At 70.2% G+C, this 25148-nt stretch carries 27 protein-coding genes; 13 read left to right on the forward strand and 14 right to left on the reverse strand.

Features of this window, described 5'->3' with window-relative positions; translation table 11 throughout:
* Positions 1-85: 85 nt before the first annotated feature.
* Genes A8M77_RS16835 through A8M77_RS16855 form a run of 5 tightly spaced genes read left to right on the forward strand, consistent with a single transcriptional unit; the run spans position 86 to position 2032 of the window.
* Positions 86-502, forward strand: coding sequence for a DUF3574 domain-containing protein (locus tag A8M77_RS16835; protein ID WP_158100942.1), 417 nt, complete (start codon positions 86-88; stop codon positions 500-502).
* A 23-nt stretch (positions 503-525) separates the two neighbouring features.
* On the forward strand, positions 526-822 hold the full coding sequence (locus A8M77_RS16840; protein WP_086922660.1) for a DUF2277 domain-containing protein: 297 nt from the start codon (positions 526-528) through the stop codon (positions 820-822).
* A 19-nt stretch (positions 823-841) separates the two neighbouring features.
* Entirely contained in the window at positions 842-1255 is a 414-nt protein-coding gene (locus tag A8M77_RS16845) for a PaaI family thioesterase (RefSeq protein WP_086922661.1), read from the forward strand.
* A gap of 40 nt (positions 1256-1295) precedes the next feature.
* The gene (locus tag A8M77_RS16850) at positions 1296-1565 is read left to right on the forward strand and encodes a hypothetical protein (RefSeq protein WP_086922662.1); all 270 of its coding nucleotides are present in this window, start codon (positions 1296-1298) and stop codon (positions 1563-1565) included.
* 53 nt (positions 1566-1618) lie between these two features.
* The gene (locus tag A8M77_RS16855) at positions 1619-2032 is read left to right on the forward strand and encodes a GFA family protein (RefSeq protein WP_202820630.1); all 414 of its coding nucleotides are present in this window, start codon (positions 1619-1621) and stop codon (positions 2030-2032) included.
* A gap of 13 nt (positions 2033-2045) precedes the next feature.
* On the opposite strand, the gene A8M77_RS16860 is transcribed toward A8M77_RS16855, so the two are convergent.
* The gene (locus A8M77_RS16860; RefSeq protein WP_086922663.1) at positions 2046-2255 is read right to left on the reverse strand and encodes a thrombospondin type 3 repeat-containing protein; all 210 of its coding nucleotides are present in this window, start codon (positions 2253-2255) and stop codon (positions 2046-2048) included.
* Positions 2256-2471: 216 nt separating this feature from the next.
* On the opposite strand from A8M77_RS16860, the gene pbpC reads away from it, so the two are divergent.
* From pbpC to A8M77_RS16890, 6 genes are all read left to right on the forward strand, one after another.
* Positions 2472-4664, forward strand: a complete 2193-nt coding sequence (gene pbpC, locus A8M77_RS16865) for a penicillin-binding protein 1C (protein ID WP_086922664.1) — start codon at positions 2472-2474, stop codon at positions 4662-4664.
* 43 nt (positions 4665-4707) lie between these two features.
* On the forward strand, positions 4708-5478 hold the full coding sequence (locus tag A8M77_RS16870; RefSeq protein ID WP_238136850.1) for an aspartate/glutamate racemase family protein: 771 nt from the start codon (positions 4708-4710) through the stop codon (positions 5476-5478).
* Positions 5462-6352 carry a LysR substrate-binding domain-containing protein gene (locus A8M77_RS16875; protein ID WP_086922666.1) on the forward strand — a complete coding sequence of 297 codons (891 nt, stop codon included), beginning with the start codon at positions 5462-5464 and terminating at the stop codon, positions 6350-6352. Before A8M77_RS16870 ends, A8M77_RS16875 begins: the two co-directional genes overlap by 17 nt.
* A gap of 117 nt (positions 6353-6469) precedes the next feature.
* A complete protein-coding gene (locus tag A8M77_RS16880; RefSeq protein ID WP_086922667.1) occupies positions 6470-7624 on the forward strand; it encodes a mandelate racemase/muconate lactonizing enzyme family protein in 1155 nt (384 codons plus the stop codon).
* 32 nt (positions 7625-7656) lie between these two features.
* Positions 7657-8631: a Bug family tripartite tricarboxylate transporter substrate binding protein gene (locus A8M77_RS16885; protein ID WP_086922668.1), complete on the forward strand. Its 975-nt coding sequence runs from the start codon at positions 7657-7659 to the stop codon at positions 8629-8631.
* Between the two features lie 5 nt (positions 8632-8636).
* Positions 8637-9785, forward strand: coding sequence for an alpha-hydroxy acid oxidase (locus tag A8M77_RS16890; RefSeq protein WP_086922669.1), 1149 nt, complete (start codon positions 8637-8639; stop codon positions 9783-9785).
* A 4-nt stretch (positions 9786-9789) separates the two neighbouring features.
* On the opposite strand, the gene A8M77_RS16895 is transcribed toward A8M77_RS16890, so the two are convergent.
* From A8M77_RS16895 to A8M77_RS16910, 4 genes are all read right to left on the reverse strand, one after another.
* Positions 9790-9999 carry a DUF2970 domain-containing protein gene (locus A8M77_RS16895; RefSeq protein ID WP_238136851.1) on the reverse strand — a complete coding sequence of 70 codons (210 nt, stop codon included), beginning with the start codon at positions 9997-9999 and terminating at the stop codon, positions 9790-9792.
* Positions 10000-10014: 15 nt separating this feature from the next.
* A complete protein-coding gene (locus A8M77_RS16900; RefSeq protein WP_086922670.1) occupies positions 10015-11298 on the reverse strand; it encodes a c-type cytochrome in 1284 nt (427 codons plus the stop codon).
* Complete coding sequence (locus A8M77_RS16905; protein ID WP_086922671.1) at positions 11295-11996, reverse strand: c-type cytochrome; 702 nt, start codon at positions 11994-11996, stop codon at positions 11295-11297. The genes A8M77_RS16900 and A8M77_RS16905 overlap by 4 nt, the downstream gene beginning before the upstream one ends.
* A gap of 87 nt (positions 11997-12083) precedes the next feature.
* Positions 12084-13562 carry an aminotransferase-like domain-containing protein gene (locus A8M77_RS16910; RefSeq protein ID WP_086922672.1) on the reverse strand — a complete coding sequence of 493 codons (1479 nt, stop codon included), beginning with the start codon at positions 13560-13562 and terminating at the stop codon, positions 12084-12086.
* 66 nt (positions 13563-13628) lie between these two features.
* On the opposite strand from A8M77_RS16910, the gene A8M77_RS16915 reads away from it, so the two are divergent.
* Entirely contained in the window at positions 13629-14318 is a 690-nt protein-coding gene (locus A8M77_RS16915; RefSeq protein ID WP_143694633.1) for an acyl-CoA/acyl-ACP dehydrogenase, read from the forward strand.
* A gap of 76 nt (positions 14319-14394) precedes the next feature.
* On the opposite strand, the gene deoA is transcribed toward A8M77_RS16915, so the two are convergent.
* From deoA to cynS, 9 genes are all read right to left on the reverse strand, one after another.
* Positions 14395-15744 carry a thymidine phosphorylase gene (gene deoA / locus A8M77_RS16920; RefSeq protein ID WP_086922674.1) on the reverse strand — a complete coding sequence of 450 codons (1350 nt, stop codon included), beginning with the start codon at positions 15742-15744 and terminating at the stop codon, positions 14395-14397.
* 1 nt (position 15745) lies between these two features.
* The gene (gene deoC / locus A8M77_RS16925; protein WP_086922675.1) at positions 15746-16522 is read right to left on the reverse strand and encodes a deoxyribose-phosphate aldolase; all 777 of its coding nucleotides are present in this window, start codon (positions 16520-16522) and stop codon (positions 15746-15748) included.
* Position 16523: 1 nt separating this feature from the next.
* The gene (ushA, locus tag A8M77_RS16930) at positions 16524-18128 is read right to left on the reverse strand and encodes a bifunctional UDP-sugar hydrolase/5'-nucleotidase UshA (protein WP_086922676.1); all 1605 of its coding nucleotides are present in this window, start codon (positions 18126-18128) and stop codon (positions 16524-16526) included.
* A 20-nt stretch (positions 18129-18148) separates the two neighbouring features.
* Positions 18149-18565, reverse strand: a complete 417-nt coding sequence (locus tag A8M77_RS16935; protein WP_238136852.1) for a cytidine deaminase — start codon at positions 18563-18565, stop codon at positions 18149-18151.
* 1 nt (position 18566) lies between these two features.
* Positions 18567-19535: an ABC transporter permease gene (locus A8M77_RS16940; protein WP_086922694.1), complete on the reverse strand. Its 969-nt coding sequence runs from the start codon at positions 19533-19535 to the stop codon at positions 18567-18569.
* Entirely contained in the window at positions 19528-20667 is a 1140-nt protein-coding gene (locus A8M77_RS16945; protein WP_086922677.1) for an ABC transporter permease, read from the reverse strand. Before A8M77_RS16945 ends, A8M77_RS16940 begins: the two co-directional genes overlap by 8 nt.
* A gap of 58 nt (positions 20668-20725) precedes the next feature.
* Positions 20726-22246 (reverse strand): ABC transporter ATP-binding protein, encoded by a 1521-nt coding sequence (locus A8M77_RS16950; protein WP_086922678.1) that lies wholly within the window; start codon positions 22244-22246, stop codon positions 20726-20728.
* A 26-nt stretch (positions 22247-22272) separates the two neighbouring features.
* The gene (locus A8M77_RS16955) at positions 22273-23247 is read right to left on the reverse strand and encodes a BMP family lipoprotein (RefSeq protein WP_086922695.1); all 975 of its coding nucleotides are present in this window, start codon (positions 23245-23247) and stop codon (positions 22273-22275) included.
* A 160-nt stretch (positions 23248-23407) separates the two neighbouring features.
* Positions 23408-23851 (reverse strand): cyanase, encoded by a 444-nt coding sequence (gene cynS, locus A8M77_RS16960; RefSeq protein ID WP_086922679.1) that lies wholly within the window; start codon positions 23849-23851, stop codon positions 23408-23410.
* A gap of 134 nt (positions 23852-23985) precedes the next feature.
* Between cynS and A8M77_RS16965 the strand changes: the two genes are divergently transcribed.
* Positions 23986-25143 carry an alpha-hydroxy acid oxidase gene (locus tag A8M77_RS16965; protein WP_086922680.1) on the forward strand — a complete coding sequence of 386 codons (1158 nt, stop codon included), beginning with the start codon at positions 23986-23988 and terminating at the stop codon, positions 25141-25143.
* Positions 25144-25148 lie beyond the last annotated feature (5 nt).

The raw sequence follows: 25148 nt of genomic DNA on the forward strand, positions 1-25148 counted from the left end.
TGCGGCATCGGGCCCGCGTACCACGACATGTACGCCATGGCCCTGCTGCGATAGGCTACGCGGCATCCGACACTCCGGAATGCACGTGCCGCCGCTCCACCACCTTGTTTTCGTCACTGCGCTGGCAGTCGCGCTCGGCGCCTGCGCCTCGCTGCAGCCCACGGCTTGCCGGCAAGGCGAGCAAGCCCTTGTCCAGGACACGCTGTATCTCGGCACCGGCAAGCCCCAGGGCGGCGTGGTCACGCCGCAGGAATGGGACGACTTCCTGCAGGGCACCGTGACGCCGCGCTTTCCGCAAGGCCTGAGCGTGTTGCCGGCGTCGGGGCAATGGCGGGGTGCGGATGGCGCCATCGTCCGCGAAAACTCCTACCTCCTTCAGCTCGTGCATCCCGACGATGAAGCCAGCGATCAATCGGTGGGCGCCATCGCGGCCGCCTACAAGTCCCGTTTCCAGCAAGAAGCCGTCCTACGCGCACGGTCGCGCGCCTGCGTATCCTTCTAGGCTGCGGCCCTCACGGAGCGACCATGTGCAGAAACATCAAGACCCTGTTCAACTTCGAGCCTCCCGCGACCGATGAAGAAATACGCTCAGCCTCGCTACAGTTCGTGCGCAAGCTCAGCGGCTTCAACACACCGTCGAAGCTCAATCAGGAGGCCTTCCAGCGCGCGGTGGAAGACGTCGCGACCGCGGCCCGTGTGCTGATCGATTCGCTGGTGACCACGGCCGATCCGCGCGACCGCGAGATCGAAGCCGAGCGGGCGAAGGCCAGGTCGGCGAACCGGTTCGGAGCGCAGCCCTACCGCCCCATCGCGACCGAGTGAACACGAGGAAGACTGTCCCATGACCCAGTTTCTCCCCTCTATCGAAGCTGTCCAGAAAATCCTGGACCCGGTGTTTCCCGGCCTCATGGGTGTGCGCCTCCTCGTGATCGAGCCAGAGCGCGTGGTGGCCGAGCTGGCCGTACGCCCCGAGCTCTGCACCAGCGGCGGCATCCTGCACGGCGGCGCCTCCATGGCCTTCGCGGACACGCTCGGCGCGGTCGGCACTTTCATCAACATGCCGCAGGGCAAGCGGACGACGACCACCGACTCCAGTACCAAGTTCATCGGCAGCGCGCGCGTGGACACCACGGTCACCGGCGAATGCCTGGCGCTGCACCGCGGCCGGACCACCATGGTGTGGCAGACGAGCATCCGCTCGGCCGAGGGCAAGCTGTGCGCGGTCGTCACGCAGACGCAACTGGTGATGGACTGACCCGCGGCGCGGGCTCGCACCTTCCGTGAAGGGGGATTCCATGGACACCGATCTGGACGCGCTGTCCCGCGAACAGCTCATCGCCGAGGTGAAGAAGCTGCGTCAGGGCATCCGCGAACACCGCGACAGTAGCGGCCACGACCTTTGCTGGCACCATCCGGCGTTGTGGGCGCTGCTGCCCGAGCGCACGGATCCGCAGCCCGTCGTGCCCGACTGGCCCCAGTTCCTGCGCGGCTGCATACACTATCGCGAGTCGCTGGACGCGCAGCTTCCCGATGCAGCCCGCAGCGACCAGCCGTACAGCAAATAGCACGACAACAGAAGCGCCGGCCTTTCCCCTCTTCACAGGCAAAGGAGCATCTCTTGTCGAACGACTCTCCCCTCGAAGGCGGCTGCCAGTGCGGCGCGGTGCGTTACCGCATCACCGGCGATCCCGTGATGACGGCGCTGTGCCATTGCACCATGTGCCGCCGCGCCAACGCCGCGCCGGTCGTGGCCTGGACGATGTACCAGGAATCGCAGGTCGAATTCCCCGCGCTAAAGCCCACGGTCTACGAATCCTCGCCGGGTGCGCGCCGCGGCTTCTGCGCGCGCTGCGGAACGCAGATCAGCTTCACCGCGGACTACATCCCCGGCCTGATCGACCTCACCATCGGCAGCCTGGATGAACCGGCGCGCGTCGCCCCGGCCCTGCACTACTGGGACTCCGAGCGCCTGCCGTGGGTGCACTTCGCGGACACCCTGCCGCGCCATCCGGAGTTCCCGCAGCAGGAATAGCGGCGGGCGCCGCTCAATAGCGGTTCGGGTTGTTCGGCCGCCGGTCGTAGCGATTCGGCACGCCGTCGTTGTCGCGATCACGGTCGTAGCGGTTGGGGACTCCGTCGCGGTCCCGGTCGCCGTAGCTGGCGCGCGGGGGCGGCGGCCCGCTGTCGTAGGGCACGGCCACGCAGCCGGCCAAGGTGGCCGAGGCAACGATCAGCAAGGCGAGGGTTGTTTTCATCTGGCTCTCCATCATGTTCCGTCCACGATCGGACGCTGCCATCATCGGCAGCCCCCTTGTCGCGTCCGTGTCCACCCTTGACTGGCGTGTGAAGCCGGTGACTGGATGTTCATCCATCCTGACGAAGCCGTGAAGGCCAGCCATCGCCCGGACCACCCGTCCACAAGTAGGTCCGCGCCGCATTCGCAGACTTTGCTGTGGCAAGCTAGCGGCCCCATGCCGCGCACCCTGTCTCCCCTGCTGGCGCTTTGCCTGTCCGCCGTCCTGGCCGGCCCGGCGCAGGCGCTTCCGGCCTTCGAGCAGGTGCGCCGCGACTTCCGTCCGTCCGACATCGAGGTGCTCGACCGCGAGGGCGAGCCGCTCCAGCGCCTGCGCACCGATGCCAGCGTGCGCCGTGGCCGCTGGACCCCACTGGCCGAAGTCTCTCCAGCCCTGCGTACGGCCATGGTCCTGAGCGAGGACAGACGCTTCTACGAGCACAGCGGCGTCGACTGGCGCGCCGTGTCGGCCGCCGCCTGGGGCAACCTGTGGAACACGCGCACGCGCGGCGCCTCCACCATCACGATGCAGCTGGCCGGCCTGCTCGACGAGGACCTGCGCCGCGGCAGCGGCGGCCGCGACCTGGCCCAGAAGTTCAGCCAGACCGTGGCCGCGCAAGGGCTGGAGCGCAGCTGGCGCAAGGACCAGATCCTCGAGGCCTATCTCAACACCGTGCCGTTCCGCGGCGAGATCGTCGGCATCGACGCACTGTCGCGCACGCTGTTCGGCAAGGCGCCGCACGGCCTGGATGCGCGCGAGGCCGCGGTGGCGGCGGCGCTGGTGCGTGCGCCCAACGCCAGGCCCGCGCTGGTGGCGCAGCGCGCCTGCGAAGTGCTGCGCGCCATGGAGCCCGGTTCCAGGCCGGACTGCGCGGTGCTGGACATGTTCGCAAGCGCCGCATTGCAGCGCAGGGCCTTCGAGCCGAGCGAGGGGATCGCACCCCACCTGGGGCGCCGCGCGCTGAAAGAGGCCAAGGTTTCCATGGCCGCCGAAGGCGACATCCGCACCACGCTGCGCGCCCCGCTGCAACGCTTCGCACTGGCCACCCTGCAGCGCCACCTGCGCGAGCTGCGCGGCCGCAACGTGGAGGACGGCGCGCTGGTGGTGCTGGACAACGCCAGCGGCGAGGTGCTGGCCTGGGTCGGCTCGTCCGGCGTCCTCAGCCGCGCCGCCGAGGTGGATGGCGTGCTGGCCCAGCGCCAGCCCGGCTCCACGCTCAAGCCGCTGCTCTATGCCCAGGCCATCGCCCAGCGGCGGCTCACCGCGGCCTCGCTGCTGGACGATTCCTCGGCGCAGATCAGCACCGCGAGCGGCCTCTACATCCCGCAGAACTACGACCGCCAGTTCAAGGGCCTGGTCTCGGTGCGCACCGCGCTCGCGGCCTCGCTGAACGTGCCGGCGGTGCGCACGCTGGTGATGGTGTCGCCCGAAGCATTCGCGCGGCAACTGCGCGCGGCAGGCCTGGCGCTCGGGCAGAACGGGGACTACTACGGGTACAGCCTGGCACTGGGAAGCGCGGAGGTGTCGCTGCTCGAGCTGACGAATGCGTATCGGACGATGGCGAATGGCGGGCGGTTCGAGGAGACGCGCTTCCTGTTGCCGCGTGTGCCCCCATCCCAGCCTTCCCCCAGAGGGGGAAGGAGCAACAGCCGGGCGATCGATCCGCGTGCGGCGTTCATCGTGGGCGACATCCTCAGCGACGGCAACGCGCGCGCCCGCACCTTCGGCCTCGACAGCGTGCTGGGCACGCGCTTCTGGAGCGCGGTGAAGACCGGCACCAGCAAGGACATGCGCGACAACTGGGCCGTCGGCTGGTCCGCGCGCTACACCGTCGGCGTATGGGTCGGCAATGCGAGCGGCGCGCCAATGTGGGACGTGAGCGGCACCAGCGGCGCCGCGCCGGTGTGGGCCGAGTTGATGGGCTTCCTGCACCGCCGAGAAGCCAGCCGCGCGCCCGCGCCGCCTCCGGGGCTGGTGCGGCAACGCGTGCGCTTCGGCGAGGAACTGGAGGCGGCGCGAGAGGAGTGGTTCATCGCCGGGACCGAACAGTCCCTGTTCGAACTGCCGCCTGCTGCCCGCGCCGAAGCGGCACCGCGCATCACCGCGCCGGCCGACGGCACCATCATCGCGCTCGACCCCGACATCCCGCCGCGCCACCAGCGCGTGCGCTTCGAGGCGGAGGGCAACGGCCTGCAATGGCGCATCGACGGCAAGCCCATCGCGCAGGGCGGCAGCACCCAGTGGCTGCCCTGGCCCGGCCGGCACGTGGTGGAACTGGTCGATGCGCGCGGCAAGGTCGTCGACCAGGTCCGGCTCGAGGTGCGCGGCGCGGGCGTGAAGAGCGCGGGCGTGAAGAGCGCGGCCCGCTAGGGACAACGCCCGTCGCGCACAATGCGGCGCTTCACGCGTTCGCATGACGAAGAAAGGAGACATCGCGATGACCACCCACCCGCCGGCCACCCTGGGCCTGATCGTGCCACCCGCTGCAGGCCTCGTTCCGGTCGACGGACAGGCGCTCTACGGCACGCGCGACCTGCGCTTCATCGCGCGCGGCCTCGGCATTCCGGGCATCTCGCCCGAGGGCTTCGACACCGTGGTGGACCGCATCCTCGAACTCGCCGTCGAGCTGCGCGACGCCGGTGCGCAGGCGGTGTCGCTGATGGGCACCTCGCTGAGCTTCTACCGCGGCCTCGAATTCACCCACGCCCTGCGCGATCGCATGCGGCAGGCCACCGGCGTGCCCTGCACCACCATGAGCCACGCCATCGTCGACAGCCTGCGCGCACTGGGCATCCGGCGCGTGGCGGTGGCCACTGCCTACATCGACACGCTGAACCAGCGCCTGGTGGACTACCTCGCGAGCTGCGGCATCGCCGTCACGCACATCGAAGGGCTGTCCATCACCGGCGTGGAAGCCGTCGGCCAGGTCAGTGCCGAGACGCTGATGGCGCTGGCCGAGCGCACCTTCGCGGCCGACCGCTCGGCCCAGGGCCTGCTGATCTCATGCGGCGGCCTGCTCACGCTGGACATCCACGTGCCGCTGGAGCACAAGCTGGGCATTCCCGTGACGTCGAGCTCCCCGGCCGGTTTCTGGGACCTGGTGCGCACCGCCGGCCTCGATCCCGCCTCGCCCGGCCACGGCCGCCTGTTCGCGCCCGAGACCGCGCTTGAACGAGCCGCTTGACCTCGCGACGCTGCGGGTGATCGTGGCGGCCGCGGAGCTCGGCTCCATCAGCGCCGCCGGCGACCGGCTGCAGTTGGCGGTGGCCGCCGCCAGCGCACGCATCACGGCGCTGGAAGAGGCCCTGGGCCTGCGCGTCTTCGAGCGCTCCTCGCGCGGCGTGCGGCTCACGCCCGCGGGCCAGATGCTGGTGCGGCGCGGGCGCGAGATCCTGGCCGACGCCGACCGCCTCTCGGTCGACCTGCACGACTACGCCAAGGGCCTGCAGGGCCACGTGCGCCTGGTGGCCAACACCTCGGCCATGCTGGAGGTGCTGCCGGCCAAGCTCGACGGCATGGCGCGCGAGCATCCCCTGATCCGCATCGATGTGGCCGAGCACGGCAGCCACGACATCCCCCTCCTGCTGCTCGAGGGCCGCGCCGACCTGGGCATCGTCGACATGGCGCATGCGCCGCACGGCATCACGCTCACCGATTGCTTCTCCGACACGCTGGTGCTGGTGGTGCCGGCCGGCCACGCGCTGGCAGCCGCGCAGCCGCTGTCGCTGGAAGACGCGCTGGAAGAGGACTTCATCGCGCTGCACGACGGCACGGCACTGTCCAGCCGCCTCATGCGCTCGGCCGCGCAGGCGGGCAAGGCGCTGAAGGTCCGCATGCAGATGCGCAGCTTCGATGCCGTCTGCCGCATGGTGGCCGGCGGCCTGGGCGTGGCGGTGCTGCCGCTGCAGGCCGTCAGCCCCCAGTTGGCCAGCCTGCCGCTGGCCGCAGTGGGCCTCACCGACCCCTGGGCTGCACGCACGCATCGCATTGCCCTGCGCAGCGGCGTCGAGCCCGCGCCGGCCACCCTCACCCTGATCGATTTCCTGCTCCGGTCTTGAGCAGGCCTCGGGCAAACCCTTGATTTCGCGGTTCGCGAAAGCAGGCTTCGCCACGCAGGCTTGTGAGCACCGGGAAGGCGTTCCTACACTGCGCGCGAACCTCGGAGACACGCCCCCATGAAGATCACCCGCGTCGCGGCCACGCCCCTGCACCTGCCGATCACGGTGGAAGCCGCAGGCCGCAGCAAGACCACCTCCCTGTCGCTGTGCCTGGTCGACGTCGAGACCGATGAAGGCCTCGTCGGCACCGGCATGACCGCCATCACCGAGGAGGAAGTGATCGCCTCGGTGGTCAACGACATTGCCGCCCATGCACTCGTCGGCATGGACCCGATGCGCCACGAGCAGATCTGGGAGCGGCTGTACTGGCTGCTCACGCCCCGCGGCCAGTCGGGCTATGCCAGCCATGCCATCGCGGCGCTCGACCTGGCGCTGTGGGACCTCAAGGGCAAGGCCCTCGGTCAACCCTGCTGGCGCCTGCTGGGCGGCGCACGGGCAGAGGTGCCGGTGTACGCCACCTTCGGTTTCGCCTTCTTCGAACGCGACGAACTGGCCGACGCCGCCCGCAGCTGGGTCGAACGCGGCTTCAAGCGGCTGAAGATGACGGTGGGCCACCACGGCCTGGCACGGCGCGACGAGCCGCGTCCGCTGGACGCCCTGATCGCCGAGGACGTGCAGCGCATCCGCGCGGTACGCGAGGCGGTCGGCCCCGAGGTGCAGATCTACATCGACGCCAATTGCAGCCTGGACTACTTCCATGCCCTCTCGCTGGCGCAGCGCGTCGAGGACTACGGCATCAGCTTCTTCGAGGAGCCGGTCTCGCAGAACGACATCCCCAACCTGGTGAAGCTGCGCCAGAAGACCTCGATCCCGCTGGCCGCCGGGCAGAACGAAGGACAAGCCAGCCGCTTCCGCGACATGCTGGCAGCGCAGGCGGTGGACGTGGTGCAGCCCAATGCCTGCATCACCGGCGGCTTCACGCAGTGCCAGCGCATCGCCGGCATGGCCTCCGCCTTCAATGCACGCTTCGCCAACGGCGGCGCCTGGCCGCACCACAACATGCACCTGCATGCGGGCCTGGCCAACGGCTCGCTGGTCGAATACCACTCGGTGGCGGTGGACTGCTGCCGGCTGGTGTTCGACGATCTGCCGGTGCCGAGCCAGGGCATGCTCGCGCTGCCCGAGAAGCCGGGGCTGGGCTTCGAGCCGAACCGGGAACGCGTGGCCGAGCTGGCGAAGCGGCCCGGGTCACGCGGCGCCGGCAAGGCCTGACCCACGACAACAAGATCCACGGAGACAACACGATGAACGCCTTTCCCCTCCCCCGCCGCGCATGGCTTGCGCTCGGCGCCGCCATGCTGGCCGGCCCCGCCTTCGCTCAGGCCAACTACCCCGACCGGCCGATCCGCCTGCTGGTGGGCTACTCCGCCGGCGGTGGCGTCGATGCGATGGCGCGGCTGATCGCGCCGCGGCTGTCGAACCTGCTGGGCCAGCAGGTGGTGGTGGAGAACCGCGCCGGCGCGGCCGGGGTGATCGCGGGCGATGCGGTCGCCAAGGCCGCGCCCGATGGATACACGCTGCTGCTGGGCGACAGCTCGACGCTGATCGCCAAGTACATGCAGGCGAAGCTGACCTTCGATCCGGTCAAGAGCTTCGTGCCGGTGGCGGGCCTGTTCAAGTCGCCCTTGCTGATCGTCGCCGGCAACGACTTCCCCGCCAAGACCCCGCGCGAGCTGGTGGCCGCGCTGAAGGCCAAGCCCGGCTTCTACTCCTTCGCGACTTCCGGCGTGGGCACGGTGCAGCACCTGGGCTTCGAGATGCTGAAGGGCCAGTCCGGCACCTTCGCGCTGCACATCCCCTACCGCGGCGCGGCGCAGATCGTGCCCGACGTGATCAGCGGCCAGGTGCCGCTGGGCGTGGTGAGCGCGACCGCGGGCCTGGCGCAGGCCAAGGCCGGCAAGCTGCGCGCGGTCGCGATGATGAGCAACGACAAGCTGCCGGGCGCCGAGGACGTGGCCGCGCTGTCGACCGCGGTGCCGGGCGTGGACGTGGCGCCGCGCCTGTTCCTGCTCGCGCCGGCCGGAACGCCGGCGCCCATCGTCGAGAAGCTCGGCGAGGCCGTCCGCAGCGCGATGAGCGCCCCCGATCTCGCACCGGCCGCCGCCTTGCAGGGCGCCGTCACGGACTTCATGCCCTCCGCCGCGCTGGCCGCCGCCATGGCGCAGGAATCGGCGCGCTGGGGCAAGCTGATCAGCGAACAGAAGATCTCGGCGCAGTAATCCGGATGGGCGTGATCACCTGCATCGAGGATCTGCGCGTCCTCGCGAAGAAGCGCGTGCCGCGCATGTTCTACGACTACGCGGACTCCGGCTCCTGGACCGAGGGCACCTACCGTGCGAACGAAAGCGACTTCCAGAAGCTTCGGCTGCGCCAGCGGGTGGCGGTGAACATCGAGCAGCGCAGCACGCGCACCATCATGGCCGGCACCGAGGCGGCGATGCCGGTGGCCATCGCACCCACCGGCCTGACCGGCATGCAGCGTGCCGACGGCGAGATCCTGGCGGCGAGGGCGGCGGAGAAGTTCGGCATCCCGTTCACGCTCTCGACCATGAGCATCTGCTCGATCGAGGACATCGCTGCCGCCACCACGCGGCCCTTCTGGTTCCAGCTCTACGTGATGCGCGACCGGGGCTTCATGGAGCGCCTGATCGATCGGGCCCGCGCCGCCCACTGCTCGGCCCTGGTGCTGACGCTGGACCTGCAGATCATCGGCCAGCGCCACAAGGACCTGCGCAATGGCCTGTCGGTGCCGCCGAAGCTGAGCCTGGCCAACCTCGCGAACATGGCGAGCAAGCCGCGCTGGTGCCTGGGCATGCTGGGCACCAGGCGGCGCAACTTCGGCAACGTCTTCGGCCACGTCGAGGGCATCGACACCATGCGCTCGCTGTCGGAATGGACCAACCGGCAGTTCGACCCGACGCTGTCGTGGGAGGATGTCGCCTGGATCCGCAAGCGCTGGGACGGCCGGCTGATCCTCAAGGGCATTCAGGACGTGGAAGACGCCCGCCTGGCCGCGGACTCGGGCGCCGATGCGCTGATCGTCTCCAACCACGGCGGCCGCCAGCTCGACGGTGCGCCCTCCTCCATCTCCGCGCTGCCCGCCATCGCCGAGGCGGTGAGCCATCGCATCGAGGTGCACATGGACGGCGGCATCCGCAGCGGGCAGGACGTGCTGAAGGCGCGCGCCCTCGGCGCCAGGGGCGTCTACATCGGCCGCCCGATGCTCTACGGGCTGGGCGCGATGGGCGAGGCCGGCGTGACGCGGGCCCTGCAGATCATCCATCGCGAGCTGGACCTCACGATGGCCTTCTGCGGGCACACCGATATCGAGAAGGTGGATGCCCGGGTGCTGTTGCCCAGGTGCGGCCACTAGGTTTTCAGGCGCCGGCAGCCAGGTGCGCCACGCCCACGAGGCCGGCGATCAGTCCGACCACGAGCACGAACGCGATGGCCAGCAGCAAGGGCAGGCTCTGGTGATTCACGCGCTTGTCGGCATCGGCCCTGCGCCCGCCCAGGCCGATGGCTGCCCACAGCACCGCCCGAAGTGATCCAAGGAAGTTCGACATGTCCATGCTCCTTGCGTCCATGCGCATCGTTTCCTGCTAGCGCCTCATCGTGTCGCGCAGCGTGACCTCGGAAGCCGCATTGCCCCAGCTCGCCCGGATGTAGGTCAGCACCGCGGCGATCTCCTCGTCATCGAGCACATGGCCAAAGGGCGGCATGCCATAGGGGCGGGGGTTGCCCTCGGTGGCCGGCGGATAGCCACCGCGCCGCACCATCTGGATCAGATTGGCCGGGTTGGCCAGACCCACGGCGCGATTGCCCGCCAAGGCCGGGAAGACCTCCGCGACGCCCTCGCCACGTTCGCCGTGGCACCAGGCGCATTCCTGCGCGTAGATCTTCTCGCCACGACGGACGCGCGCGCTGGCCGGCGCCGATGCGGCCTCCGCGCGCGCCTCCTGCTCGGCGCGCGGCGGCAACGCCCGCAGGTAGGTCGCCATCGCTCCCAGGTCTTCCTTGCTCAGGTGCTGCGTGCTGCGGCTCACGACGTCCCCCATGGGACCGGTGACCGACGCGTGTGCGTTGCGGCCGGTCTTCAGCAGTTCGACCACGTCCTTGGTCGTCCAACCGCCAACGCCTGCCTCGGCCTTCGCGTCAAGCGCCGGCGCATACCAAGCCTCGCCCGGAAGCATGCCCCCTGCGAGTCCGCGCTGGGTGTCGGTCGCGCCGAGCGTGTTGCGCGTGCCGTGACAGGCGATGCAGTGTCCGAGCCCGTTGACGAGGTAGGCGCCGCGGTTCCATTCCGCTGTCTTCTGCGGCGCGGGCTCGAATCCGGCGGGCGAGAAATTCAGGGCGCGCCACACCGCCAACGCCGCCTGTGTGTTGTATGGGAAGCGCAGCGCATGCGGCTGGTTGGCCTGCACCACCGGCGGCAGGGTGCGCAGCCACGCATAGAGGGCGTCCGAATCCTCGCGCGTGATCTGCGTGAAGCTGGTGTACGGAAAGGCGGGATAGAGCAACCGACCGTCGCGTGAGCGGCCGTTGTGCATCGCGCGCCAGAACTGGTCCGCACTCCATGAACCGAGGCCCGTCCCGGGATCCGGCGTGAGGTTGCCCGCGAAGATGGTGCCGAAGGGCGTCTCGATGCCGCGGCCGCCGGCGAAAGCGGCACCGCCGCGCACGGTGTGGCAGCCGGCGCAGTTGCCGGCCAGCGCCAGGTAGCGGCCGCGCTCGATCTGTGCCGGAGACGATGGCTGGGGAGGGCGATGCGCGTCCGTGATCGGGGCCTCGCCTCGCCGGTTGAGGACAGCCACCGCGGCGGCCAGTGCCGCCGCCAGCGCCAGGGCCGCGAACAGCCACCACATCCAGCTCCGGCGCCTGCTCATCGATGCACCTCCATGGCGCTGCAAGCCACGGGAAGCGGCCGGTCCGCGGAAGCTGGCGAGGCGTCCACCGGCACCGGCTGCGTGGCCAGCCAGCCGGCGACGGCCTGGATGTCGGCGGCGGTGAGCTTGCGCCCCACCTCGGCCATGCAATCCGGTGACAGCGCCTGGCGGTCGCCGGTCAGCCAGGCGCCGAGTTGCGATGCCACGTAGAGCCGCGGCAGGCCCACGAGGCCCGGGATGCCGGGTGCCATGCCCGTCAACGCCTTGCCGTGGCACTCCACGCAGGCAGGGATGCCGCGTGCCGGATCGCCGCGCGACGCGAGCAGTTCGCCGCGCGCAAGCTGCGCGGCGCCCAGCTCGGTCGGCGCCGGCGCCGCATAGGGCAGATGGCGCCGCGAGAAGTATTCGGCCATCTCGCGCAGGTAGGCATCGGGCAGGTGGGCGAGCAGGTAGCTCATCTCGGCGTGCTGACGCCGGCCATCGCGGAAGCTGCGCAGTTGCTCGTAGAGATAGACGGCCGGCTTGCCGGCCAGCCGCGGAAAGTAGCCCATGCGGCTCGCCTGGCCATCGCGGCCGTGGCAGGTGATGCAGGCCGCGACGCGGCGTTCCATATCGGCATCTGCCTGCGCCGCATGGACCCACGTCCCGCAGGTCATCAGCATCGTTGCGATCCAGAGGCAGAGTCGGCTGGCTGTCATGGTGAACCGATTCTGGCGACGGTTCGGCAGCCGGGCCGTATCAGATTCCGTGGCTTTCCGGCCCGATGTGAGCCGCTGCCGGGTGGGTCAGGACGCGCCCGCCTCTCGCCGCCTGCCACCTGTCGCCTGCCGCTGCGATGCGCCCAGCGCACTGGCGATCTGTCCCAGCGTGCGCAGGGCCGGGTCGACGCGGGGATCGGACGGATGCCCCACGTTCAGCCGCAAGTGGTGCACGAAGCGGCGATCGGCCGAGAACAGCACGCCCGGCGCCGTGCTGATGCCGGCAGCCATGGCCCGCCGGTGCAGCTCCAGCGCATCCACCTGCTCGGGCAGTTCCAGCCAGAGGAAGTAGCCCCCCGCCGGAAGCGTCACGCGCGTCCCGGCCGGAAAACTGTGCTCGACCATGCGCCTGGCGCGGTGCTGCTCCGTATTGAGCGCGCTGCGCAGGTTGCGCAGATGACGGTCGTACCCTCCTTGGACCAGGTACTCGGCGATGGCGAGCTGCGACGGCATGGAGGTCCCGAGCGAGGTCATCATCTTCAGGCGCAGCACCTGCGCCACGTGGCGCCCGGCGGCGGCCCACCCGACGCGGTACCCGGGCGCGAGGCACTTGGAGAAGGACGAGCAATGCAGGACATTGCCGCCCTTGTCGAAGGCTTTCGCCGGCGGCGGGCGCCTGACGTCGGCATGGAGTTCCCCATAGACGTCGTCCTCGATCAGCGGAACGCCATGGCGCGCGAGGAGCTCGACGAGCTGGCGCTTGCGCTTCGGAGGCATCACGGCACCGAGCGGGTTCTGCAAGTTCGGCATGAACCAGCATGCGGCGACGGGGTGCAGATCGAGCAGGCGCTGCAGGTCCTCGAGCACCACGCCCTCGGCCGGGTCGGTCGCCACCTCCACGGCGCGCAGCTTCAGCCGCTCGAGCGCCTGCAGCGCCGCATAGAAGGTCGGCGACTCGATGATCACGATGTCGCCGGGCCGCGTCACCGCCTGAAGGCACAGGTTGAGCGCCTCCATCGCCCCGTTCGTGACGACCAGCTCGTCGGGCAGCAGCGGGACGCCCTGCAGCGCGTAGCGCCGCCGCAGCGTCTCGCGCAGGCCCTGATCGCCGATCGTCAGGGCGGTCGTGACCTGCTCGGGCCGGAGGCGCCGCATCGCGCGCGTGCCGGCGCGCGCCAACTCATCGAGCGGGAACAGGTTGGGCGCCGGAAAGGCCGACCCGAGCGGCACGACACCGGGATCGCGCGTGGATTCGAGGATGTCGAACGCCAGCGCGCTGACGGCCACATCCATCGCCTCCGGCTTCGGAACCGCCGCCTGTGGCGCAGGCCGCAGCGGCCGGGGCTGCGGCCGCACGTAGAAACCGGACCGTGGCCGCACCTCGACGAGGCCATGGGCCTCGAGCAGCCCGTAGGCCTGGAACACCGTCGAGGGGCTCACGCCGCGTCGCTGACAGGTCTGGCGCACCGACGGAAGGCGGTCGCCCGGCCTCAGGAGCCCTTCGCGGATCGCCTGTGCCAAGTCGTTCGCCAACTGTTCGTACCGGTTGAGTTCGCTGTTCGCCATCTGGTCTGGTCCGGCATTCGCCAAGCTGATCTCTCTGCATCGCCATGCGCCACCCATCATTCCGGGATGCGTACCGCCCACCATACCCCACGCGCCAGCACGCGCCCGTCCTCCAAGCAGACCGTGATTGCGGCCGGTGCGCACGCCTTGCAGCTGGCCACGGCCTCCGGACTGCTGCGATGCGCGGTGCCGGCCGCGCTGGGTGGCTGCGGCACGCTCGAGGACCTGGCGCGCGGCGCCACCGAGCTTGCGAACCGCAGTCGCGCGGCCGCCTGGGTGCTGTGGGCACAGCGCAGTGCCATCGAGGCGCTGGTCCAGTCTTCGAACATCGCCGTACGGGAACACCTGCTACCCGATCTGCTGGCCGGCGAACTGGCCGGCGCGCTGCCGTTGAGCCTCGATGCGCGGCCCGTCATCGCGGAGGAGGTCGCCGGCGCCTACTTGCTCTACGGGGTCCTCGATCCGGTGCCGAACCTGCAGTGGTCGGGCTTCTCGCTCGTCGCGCCGATCCGGCGCGCGGCGCATCCCCTGGAGTGGGCCGTGCTGCGCGGCGAGGAGGACGGCCTCCGGGTCGGGATCGATCACGAGGGCGACACCTGGTGGGGCAGCCGGGCGGCGGCGGTGACGCTCAACGGCACCTTCTTCCGCATGGACGAATGGATCGGGGGATCGGAATTGCTCGACGCCATGCAGCCTGTGCTCAAGACCCTCGAGGCCTCCCTTCAGGCTGCAGGCCTCGCGGAGGCCTTCCGGTAGCCAGGGTCCCGCGATGGCGGCCGAAGCGGCTGCAGGAGATCCCAGAGGTTGCCGTACAAGTCCTGGAACACCACGATCAGACGGAACGCGGCGGTGGCGCCTGCATGATCTCTTCGCAGATCACGGCGCCGGGCGCAGGAAGCGCCGGCCCCTGCGGGTTCGCCTCGATGCGCACGGCGGCCTGCAGCGCGGCGACCGCCGCCTCGGCGTCCGCCTGGCTGGCCGCATGCACGCGCGCCAGCGGCTCGCCATGCCGGACGCGGCTGCCCAGCGGCAACACCCGTGCGAGCCCGACGCGCGGATCGATGCGATCCCCTGCGCGGCGCCGGCCGCCGCCCAGCGCAACGATGGCCAGGCCGATCGCGCGCACATCCGCAGCGGCCAGCACACCCCCCCACGGCGCCGGCACATCGCATTGCACGGGCGCGGCCGGCAGTTGCTGCAGGGCGCGTGGAAGGTCACTCGGCCCGCCCAGGCCCGCCACCATGCGCGCAAAGCGCTCGGCAGCGGCGCCGCTGTCGAGCGCGCGCCAGGCCTGGGTCCGGGCCTCGGGCATGCCGCTGGCAAGGCCGCCAAGGCACAGCAGCCGCGCCGCCAGCGCCAGGGTCACTTCGAGCAGCCGCGGCTCGCGTTCGGCGCCGCCCAGGAAATCGACCGCCTCCCGCACTTCGAGCGCGTTGCCCGCACTGTGGCCCAGCACCTGGTTCATGTCGGTGATCAACGCCTGCGCCGGCAGCCCCGCACCGGCCGCCACCGCAACCAGGCTGCCGGCCAGTGCGCGTGCATCGTCGAGACCCGGCATGAACGCGCCGCTGCCGACCTTCACGTCGAGCACCAGCCCCTGCAGGCCGGCCGCGAGCTTCTTGGAAAGGATGCTGGCGGTGATCAAGGGCAGCGACTCGACCGTGGCCGTCACGTCGCGGACCGCATAGAGCCGCCTGTCGGCCGGCGCCAGCGTGGGGCCGGCGCCGACGATGGCGCAGCCGGCATCGCGCAGCACCGCGAGCAAGGTCTCGTGCGAAGGCTCGACGCCGTAGCCGGCCAGCGATTCGAGCTTGTCCAGGGTGCCGCCGGTATGGCCCAGGCCGCGGCCGGAGATCATCGGCACCACGCCGCCGCAGGCCGCGACGATCGGCGCCAGCATCAGGCTCACCTTGTCGCCCACGCCGCCGGTGGAATGCTTGTCGAGCACGGGGCCCGGCATGTCGGGCCAGCGCAGCACTTCGCCGGACTGCGTCATGGCGCGGGTCAGGGCCACGCATTCGGCGGCGTCCATGCCGTTGAGCAGGATCGCCATCGCCAGCGCGGCGACCTGGCCCTCGCTCCAGCTGCCGTCGGTCAGGCCGTGCACGAAGGCCTCGATCTGCGCCGGCGCGAGCGCATGGCGATCACGCTTGGCGCGGATGACCTCGGCCGGCAGCAGCATCTCAATAGTCCCCGGGCTCGGACGGTTTGCCCGCGCGCGCCTGCGGCAACAGCACCGCTTCGATATTGGCGAGCAAGCCGCTTGCGCCGAAGCGCAGGCGCTTCGGCGTGAGGGCCGGCTCGCCCAGCAGCTCGCGTACCAGCGCGATGTAGACCGCGGCGTCGGCCATCGTCCGAACGCCTCCCGAGGCCTTGAAACCCACCGCGTCCCGCCGCGCATGGCCGGCGATGGTTTCGAGCATCAGGCGCGCCGCCTCGGGCGTCGCACCCGTGGCCGTCTTGCCGGTGCTGGTCTTGAGGAAGTCGACACCGGCGTCGAGCCCGATGCCGCAGGCCTGGCGGATCCGTTCGGGCGTTCGCAGCTCGCCGGATTCGATGATGAGCTTGAGCGTCTTGCCGATGCATGCCGCACGCACCGCCGCGACCAGGGCCGCCGGGCCGGCCGCATCGCCCGCGGCGAGCGCACGCCAGGGCAGCACCAGGTCCACCTCGTCGCCGCCGGCATCGAGGATGGCCTGCGTCTCGCGCAGGGCGCGCGCGGTGTCGAGCGCGCCGTCAGGGAAGTTCGCGACGGCCGCGACGCGGATCGATGCCGGCAGCACGGTCCGGGCCTGCGCCACGAAACGCGGCCACACGCACAGCGCCGCAGGGGGACCCGCCGGCCCTTGCGCCTTGGCGCACAGCGCATCGATGGCGGCCGCGTCGTCGTTGTCGTTGAGGCTGGTCAGGTCGAGGCACGCCAAAGCGATGCGGCCGTTGTCGGTGGTGTCGTTCTCCATGCTATTTCCTCTGCACTTCGTCCCCCGGCGCGTAGTCCGCGGCCTTGAGCGGGCTGCGGCTGGCGATGTAGGCGCGCAGCACCTCGGCATCGACAAAGCCGGTGTTGAGGTAGCCCGGATGCATCGACAGCTTCGGATAGCCGTCGCCGCCGGTGGCGGTGAAGCTGTTGACCGCCAGGCGGTACTCGCGCCGCGCCTCGACGGGCTGCCCATTGACCCAGGCTTCCTTCAGTTGTCCGCCCTCGATGCGCATCTGCACGCCCACCGTCTGCGGGAAGGCGCCGGAGCCCGGTGTCATCCGGGCCGCGGCTTCGAGGTAGCGCAGCAGTTCGGCGCCGGTGAGCCGCACCACGGCCACCTGGTTGCCGAAGGGCTGGACCTTGAGCACGTCGCGGTAGGTGATGCGGCCCTCGGGCAGCGAATCGCGCACGCCACCGGAATTCATGAGCGCGACATCGGCGCCTGTCTTGTCGCGCATGGACTGGGCCACCAGCCGGCCGAGGTTGGTCGGCTGCTTGCGCACGCGCTCCCGGTCGCCATCGAACACGCCCACGGTCTCGCCCACCGGCACCGTGAGCCGCACCTGGCCCTTGTCCTGGAAGGGCTGCAGGAAGGCGCGCATGCCGCTGTCCTCGGGGATGGGCTCGGTGTACGCGACCTTCGCGCCCTCCACCGTGCGCTTGAGGTTGACCGGGATCAACTGGTACCTGATCAACTCGATCCGTCCCGCCTGCACCTGGAAATCGGCGCGACCCACGTACTTGCCCCATTCGTGCGCCTGCACGATCCAGGTGCCGTTCTGCCGGTCGGGCGCGCAGGGCGTGCCGGGCACGTAGGCGTCGTTGCGCAGGTTCTCCTGCAGCATGCACACCGGGTTCTGGCTGTGGCCGCCCACGATCAGGTCGAGGCCGCGGGTGGCGCGTGCCATTTCGACGTCGCCGGGCGCATTGACCCCGTGCCGCCCATCGGCGTAGTGGCCCATGTGGGTGGCGGCGATCACCATGTCGGCCTTGGCGCGCAGCTCGGGCAAGAGCTTCGCCGCCTCGTCGATGGGCTTGCGGAACTCGATGCCTTCGACGTTGGCGGGCAGCACCATCTTCGCGGTGTCGTCGGTGGTCAGGCCCATCACCGCGATCCGCAGGCCGCCGCGCTCGAAGATGCGGTAGGGCTCGAACATGCGCTGGCCGTTGCGGTAGATGTTGGCCGACAGCAGGGGAAAGCGGGCCCACTGGCGCTGCTTCTCCAGCACGGCGGGCGGCTTGTCGAACTCGTGGTTGCCCACTGCCGAGGCGTCGTAGCCGAGCAGGTTCATGCCCTTGAAGTCGGGCTCGGCATCCTGAAGGTCGGACTCGGGCACGCCGGTGTTGATGTCGCCGCCGTCGAGCACCAGGGTGTAGCCGCCCGCGGCCTGCACCTCGGCGCGCAGGCGGTCGAGCAGCGTCTTGCGTGCCGCCATGCCGTATTCGCCGTCGGCGTTCGGCCAGAAGCGCCCGTGGTGGTCGTTGGTGTGCAGGATGGTCAGCTGGATCGGCGCGCGCTCGGCCGGCGGCGTGGCGCAGCCGGCCAGCAGGGCCAGCGCGGCAGCGGCGATGAAGGGGATGCGCATGGGTCGGATCTTCCGGAGGTTCATGGTGTCGGCAGATGCGCCGGCCCGAAGCTCGCCGGCAGCAGTTCGCCCAGCGTGTAGCGGCCGCGTACCGCCTGCAGGTCGGCGCACCATACCGGCGCATCGTCGTCCGCGAACTCGCGCAGCTTCTGGCGGCAGCCGCCGCACGGGGTGACGGGCGCGTCGGCCACGCCGACCACCACCGCCGCCAGCACCCGCCTGCCGCCGGCCAGCACCAGCTGCGCCAGCGCCGAGGCCTCGGCGCATTGGCCCTGGGGGTAGGCCGCGTTCTCGATGTTGCAGCCGGCGTGGACGCGGCCTTGCTCGTCCAGCAGCGCGGCGCCCACCGCGAATTTGGAGTAAGGCGCATAGGCGCGCGTGCGGGCGGCACGGGCGGCGTCGATCAACTGCGTCATCAGGGCCTGCGAAACAGTCACGTCACCGCTCCTTCACATAGGGAATGCCCAGCGCCTTCGGTGCGCGCGCCCTGCCGACGAAGCCGGCCAGCAGCACCACCGTCAGCGCGTAGGGCAAGGCCTGGATCGCCTGCACCGGCACGGCACCGACCCACGGCAGCGCGACGCCCTGCAGCCGTATCGACACCGCATCCAGAAAGCCGAACAGCAGGCAGGCCAGGAAGGCGCCGACCGGATGCCACTTGCCGAAGATCATGGCGGCCAGCGCCATGTAGCCGCGGCCGGCCGTCATGTGCGGCATGAATGCGGGATTCTGCGCCAGCACCAGATAGCTGCCGGCCAGTGAACACAGCACGCCGTTGAGCATGAGCGCCCGGTAGCGCAGCGCGGTGATGGAGACGCCCGCCGCATCGACCATGGCCGGGTTCTCGCCGGTGGCGCGCAGGCGCAGGCCGAAGCGGGTGCGGAACAGCAGCCACCACACGGCCGGCACCAGGGCGATGGCCAGGTACACCAGCACGTTGTGGCCGAACAGGCCCAGGCCCAGCACCGTGCCGACCCATGGCAGCGCGCGCAGCGCTTCTCCCGCACCCGCCCCCCAAGGCGCGAGGCGCACCGCATCGGGCAGCGGCGGCGTCTGGCCACCCTGCTGGAACCAGGCGATGCCCAGCACCACCGTCAGGCCCGCGGCCGTCATGGTGATGGCCATCCCCATCACCACCTGGTCACCGCGGTGGGTCACGCAGCCGAAGCCCTGCAGCAGCGACAGCGCCACCCCGACGAGGAGCGACACCGCCAGGGCCAGCGCCAGGGAGCCGCTCAGCGCCGCGACGCTGGCGGCGGCGAAGGCGCAGGAGAGCATCTTGCCTTCGAGGCCGAGATCGATCACGCCCGAGCGCTCGGCCAGCGTGCCGGCCAGCGCGCACAGGATCAGTGGCGTCGCCACGCGCAGGGTCGAGGCGAGGAGCGTACCGAGCGCGACCTCATCCATCGATCGTCCCTTGCGCTGCAGCGGCGCGCGGCGCACGGCGTGTCGCGTACCACAGCCGCGCCAGCGTCGGCGCCGCGACCTGCGACAGCGCGCCGGAGAACAGCACGATCAACCCCTGCAGCGTGAACACCATGTCGCGGCTGAAGCCAGGGATCTCGAAGGCCAGCTCCGAGCCGCCCTGGTACAGCGCGCCGAACAGCAACGCCGCCAGCACGATGCCCACCGGGTGGTTTCGCCCGATCAGCGAGACCGCGATGCCGGCGAAGCCCGCGCCCACCACGTACTCGAGCAGCAGCCGGCCATGCACGCCCGCGATCTCGTTGATGCCCACCAGCCCGGCCAGCGCGCCCGACAACGCCATCGACGCCATGATCTGCACGCGCGGCCGCATGCCGCCATAGTGCGCCGCCTCCGGCGCATGGCCGACCGCGCGGATGGCGTAGCCGGCCTGCGAACGCCACAGCAGCAGGTACACGGCCCCGGCGCTGGCCAGGGCGAGCAGCACGCTCAGGTTGAGCGGCGAGGCCGGCCATTCGATGCCGATGGCGGCGAGCGCCTCGTGCACGCCGGGAACGCGCGCCGAGGGCGCGAAGGCGCGGCTCTCCACCGTCATGTTGCCGGGCTCCTTGAGCACGTCCACCAGCAGGTAGGCCAACAGCGCGGAGGCGATGAAGTTGAACATGATGGTGGTGATCACCACGTGGCTGCCGCGCCAGGCCTGCAGCGCCGCCGGCACCGCGGCCCAGGCCATGCCGAACAGCATGGCGGCGCCGATCATCAACGGCACCATGGCCCAGCCCGGCAGGTGCTCGGCGAAGGCCAGGGCCGCCAGCGCGGTGCCCAGGCCGCCCATCATGGCCTGGCCCTCGCCGCCGATGTTGAACAGGCCCGCATGGAAGGCGACCGCGACGGCCAGGCCGGTGAAGACGAAGGTGGTCGCGTAGTAGAGCGTGTAGCTCAGGCCCATGCGGCTGCCGAAGGCGCCCTGCACCAGCAGCGCGAGCGCCTGCCAGGGGTCGTAGCCGACCACGGCGACCACGATGCCGCAGGCCAGCAGCGCCAGCGCGAGGTTGACCAGCGGCAGGACCAGCAGGTCGATCCAGCGTGGCGGCTCGGCGCCGGGCGAGGTCACGACAACACCTCCGCACTGCGCGCTGCGGTGCCATTCGACTTGGGAGCGCCCCGGCGTCTCATGTCTGGACGACCTCGTCCAACGCGCCGCACATCAGGCGGCCCAGCGTGGTCTCGTCGCACTGTGCGACCGGCCGCTCGCCGACGATGCGGCCGCCCGCCATCACGAGCACGCGGTCGGCCAGCGCCAGGATCTCGTCGAGCTCGGAGGACACGACCAGCACCGCCCCGCCGCCGGCCGCCATGGCGCGCAGGCGGCCATGGATGAACTCGATGGCGCCGATGTCGACCCCGCGCGTCGGCTGGCCCACCAGCAGCACCCGCGGCCTGGGTGCGGCTTCGCGCGCCAGCACCAGCTTCTGCTGGTTGCCGCCGGAGAACTTCGAGCTGCGCAGGCGCGCGTTGCGCGGGCGCACGTCGTATTCGTCCATCATCTGCGCGGTGTCGGCCTGCATGGTCGCGTGCCGCATCCAGCCGTGGCGGTTGTAGCGCGGCCGGCGCTGGTAGCCGAGCACCGCCGATTCCCAGGCCGCGAAGGGCAGCACCAGCCCGCGCCGATGCCGGTCCTCCGGCACATGGGCGAGCCCGGCCTCGCGCGCGGCCTCGGGGTCGAGCCAATGCTGCGGCGTGAAGATTTGCGGCCCCAGCGCCAGCGTGCCGGCCTGCGGCACCAGCATGCCCGACAGCACTTCGAGCAACTCGCTCTGGCCGTTGCCCGAGACGCCCGCGATGCCGACGATCTCGCCCGCGCGCAGTTGCAGTGAGACATCGTCCAGGCGCGGCGTCCCCTGCGCGTCGCGCCAGTTCAAGCCGCGTGCGTCGAGCAGCGGAGCGCCGCTCGCCATCTGCGTCGACGCTGCGACCCGCCCCGTCTGCACGCGCCGTCCGACCATGGCCTGCGCGAGCGCGTCGACGCTGGTGTCGGCGATGGCGCAGTCCAGCACCACGGCGCCCGCACGCATCACCGTCACGGCGTCGCACAGCGACATGATCTCCTTGAGCTTGTGGGTGATCAGCAGCACGGTGGTGCCGCGCGCGCGCAGGGCGCGCAGCGTGTCGAACAGCTGCTCGGTCTCCTGCGGCGTGAGCACGGCCGTCGGCTCGTCGAGGATCAGGATGCGCGCGCCGCGAAACAGAGTCTTGAGGATCTCCAGCCGCTGCCGCTCGCCCACCGGCAGTTGCTCGACCGGCAGGTCCAGCCGCACCTGCAGGCCGCTGCCCTGCATCAACGCATCCAGCCGCGTGCGCACCTGCGCGCGCGCGTTCGGCAGCCGCCAGTGCGGCTCGGCGCCGAGCAGGATGTTGTCGAGCGCGGAGAAAGGTTCGACCAGCATGAAGTGCTGGTGCACCATGCCGATGCCCAGGGCGATGGCGTCGTTCGAGCCGCGGATCTGCGCTGGCCTGCCTTCGATCTCGATCTCGCCGCTGTCGGCCTGGTAGAAGCCGTAGAGGATCGACATCAGCGTGCTCTTGCCGGCGCCGTTCTCGCCCACCACGCCGTGCACGGTGCCGGACGGCACGGTGAGCGTGACGTCGCGGTTGGCGTGGACCGCGCCGAAGCGCTTGTCGATGCGCGTCATGCGCACCGCGGGCGCGGGGCTCCCGCTCAAAGCTTGCAGGCGTTGTCGGCCATGTAGTCGACGACCTTGATCTTGCCGGCGATGATGTCGGCCTTCGCAGCGTCGACCTTGGCCTTCATGTCAGCGCTCACGAGCTTGGCGTTGTGCTCGTCCAGCGCGTAGTCGACACCGCCTTCCTTGAGGCCCAGGGCCGTGACACCCGGGGTCGGCTTCTTCGCGGCGTTGTACACCGCCACGTCGACGCGCTTGACCATCGAGGTCAGCATGGTGCCGGGCTGCATGTGGTTCTGGTTGCTGTCGACGCCGATGGCCAGCTTGCCCGCGTCCTTGGCCGCCTGGTAGACGCCCGAGCCCGTGCCACCGGCGGCGGCGAAGACCACGTCGACGCCCTTGGCGAACTGCGCCTTGGCCAGCTCGCTGCCGCGTGCCGGGTCGCTCCAGGCAGCGGGCGTGGTGCCTGTCATGACCGAGCTCACCTCGACCTTGGGGTTGGCGTACTTCGCGCCCTGCTCGTAGCCGCACTGGAATTTGCGGATCAGCGGGATGTCCATGCCGCCGACGAAGCCGACCTTGCCGCTCTTGCTCGCCAGCGCCGCCATCATGCCGACGAGGAAGCTGCCCTCGTGCTCCTTGAACACGATCGATTCGACATTGGGCAGCTTGACCACCGAATCGACGATCGCGAAGTTGAGCCTGGGGAATTCCTTGGCCACCTTCTCCAGGCTGCTGCCCTGCGAGAAGCCGATGCCGATCACCGGGTTGGCGCCGCGCCCCGCCATGCGGCGCATGGCCTGCTCGCGCTGCGCTTCGTTGGCGATCTCGAAGTCGAGGTAGGGCTTGCCGCTCTCCTTCTTCCACATCTCGGCACCGCGGTAGGCCGCCTCGTTGAAGGACTTGTCGAACTTGCCGCCCATGTCGTAGACGATGGCCGGTTCGGCAGCGGCCAATGTGGCACCGGCGGCCAGAACGAGGAAGAGGGTGAGGGCCTTGTGGAGTTTCATGGTGCGCATCCCCTGCGATCCGGCCGTTGAGAATTTCTGCTGCGTTGCACCTCCGCCGTTCGAGGGCCCGTCGCAGGCCCGCAAGGAGCCCGGGGCAGGATAGCAAGACTTGCGCCGTGTCAAACCGGGGGCGCACCCTATGCGCCGCTCCCTGTCTGGTTCAGTAGGTCTTGTAGGGCAGGAACTTCCCGGACAGCACCACGTTCACCCGGTCGCCCTTCGGATCGGCCTGCCGCTGGATGTCCATGCTGAAGTCGATCGCGCTCATGATGCCGTCGCCGAACTCCTCGTGGATCAGTTCCTTGATGGTGGTGCCGTAGACGCTCACGATCTCGTACCAGCGGTAGATCAGCGGATCGGTGGGCACCGCCGAGGGCAGCGAGCCCTTGTAGGGCACCACCTGCAGCCACTTCTGCTCCTCGGCCGTGAGGCCGAAGATCTCACCGACGATGGCGGCCTGCTTCTGGTCGAGCGTCATCTGGCCGAGGCAGGCGGCCGTGGTCCATTCCTTCGAGAGGCCGACCTTCTCGGCGACTTCGGCCCACTGGATGCCCTTGGCCACCTTGGCGGTGACGATCTTCTCGGTGACGTCGTTGCGATTCATTCGGATGCTCCTGTTGGAATTGGGAAAGGTCGAGGCAGGCGCGCAGCCCATGTGCCAGAGGCAAGCAACAGGCGTGCCGGTCTGGGGCGCCGCGATAATCGAGGCCCCAGTGCACCCCAAGAAGGAGACCCCGAGTGCCCGACCTGTCCAAGATCACCTGCATCGAAGACCTGCGAGTGATCGCCCAGTCGCGCGTGCCGCGCATGTTCTACGACTACGCCGATTCCGGCGCCTGGACCGAGGGCACCTACCGCGCGAACGAGGCCGACTTCCAGAAGATCAAGCTGCGCCAGCGGGTGGCGGTGAACATGGAGGGCCGCTCCACACGCACGACGATGGTCGGCGAGGAAGTGGCGATGCCGGTGGCGATCGCGCCCACCGGGCTGACGGGCATGCAGCATGCCGACGGCGAGATCCTGGGCGCGCGCGCCGCCAAGGCCTTCGGCATCCCGTTCACGCTGTCGACCATGAGCATCTGCTCGCTGGAGGACATCGCGGAGAACACGGACCGCCATCCCTTCTGGTTCCAGCTGTACGTGATGCGCGACCGCGACTTCATCGAGCGGCTGATCGAGCGCGCCAGGGCGGCCAACGTCTCGGCCCTGCAGCTCACGCTGGACCTGCAGATCCTGGGCCAGCGGCACAAGGACATCAAGAATGGCCTGACGGCGCCGCCCAAGCCCACGCTCCGCAACCTGATCAACCTCGCGGGCAAGCCGCGCTGGTGCCTCGGCATGCTGGGAACGAAGCGCCGCAGCTTCGGCAACATCGTGGGCCACGCGAAGGGGGTGGGCGACCTGTCCTCGCTGTCGTCATGGACGGCGGAGCAGTTCGATCCGGCGCTGAGCTGGGCCGACGTGGAGTGGATCAAGAAGCTCTGGGGCGGCAAGCTGATCCTCAAGGGCATCCTGGACGTGGAGGACGCGCGCCTGGCGGCCTCCAGCGGCGCGGATGCGCTGATCGTGTCGAACCACGGCGGGCGCCAACTCGACGGAGCGCCCTCCTCCATCGAAGCGCTGCCGGCCATCGCCGAGGCGGTGGGCACCGAGATCGAGGTGTGGATGGACGGCGGCATCCGCAGCGGCCAGGACGTGCTCAAGGCGCGTGCGCTGGGCGCGCGCGGCACGCTGATCGGGCGCAGCTTCCTCTACGGCCTGGGCGCCTTCGGCGAGGCGGGCGTGACGCGGGCGCTGCAGATCCTCCAGAAAGAGCTGGACATCACCATGGCCTTCTGCGGACGCACGCAGATCGACCAGGTGGATTCGAGCATCCTGCTGCCGGGCACGTTCTGAGGGCC

It is taken from the genome of Variovorax sp. JS1663 (assembly GCF_002157355.1).
Classification (GTDB): Bacteria; Pseudomonadota; Gammaproteobacteria; order Burkholderiales; family Burkholderiaceae_C; genus Variovorax.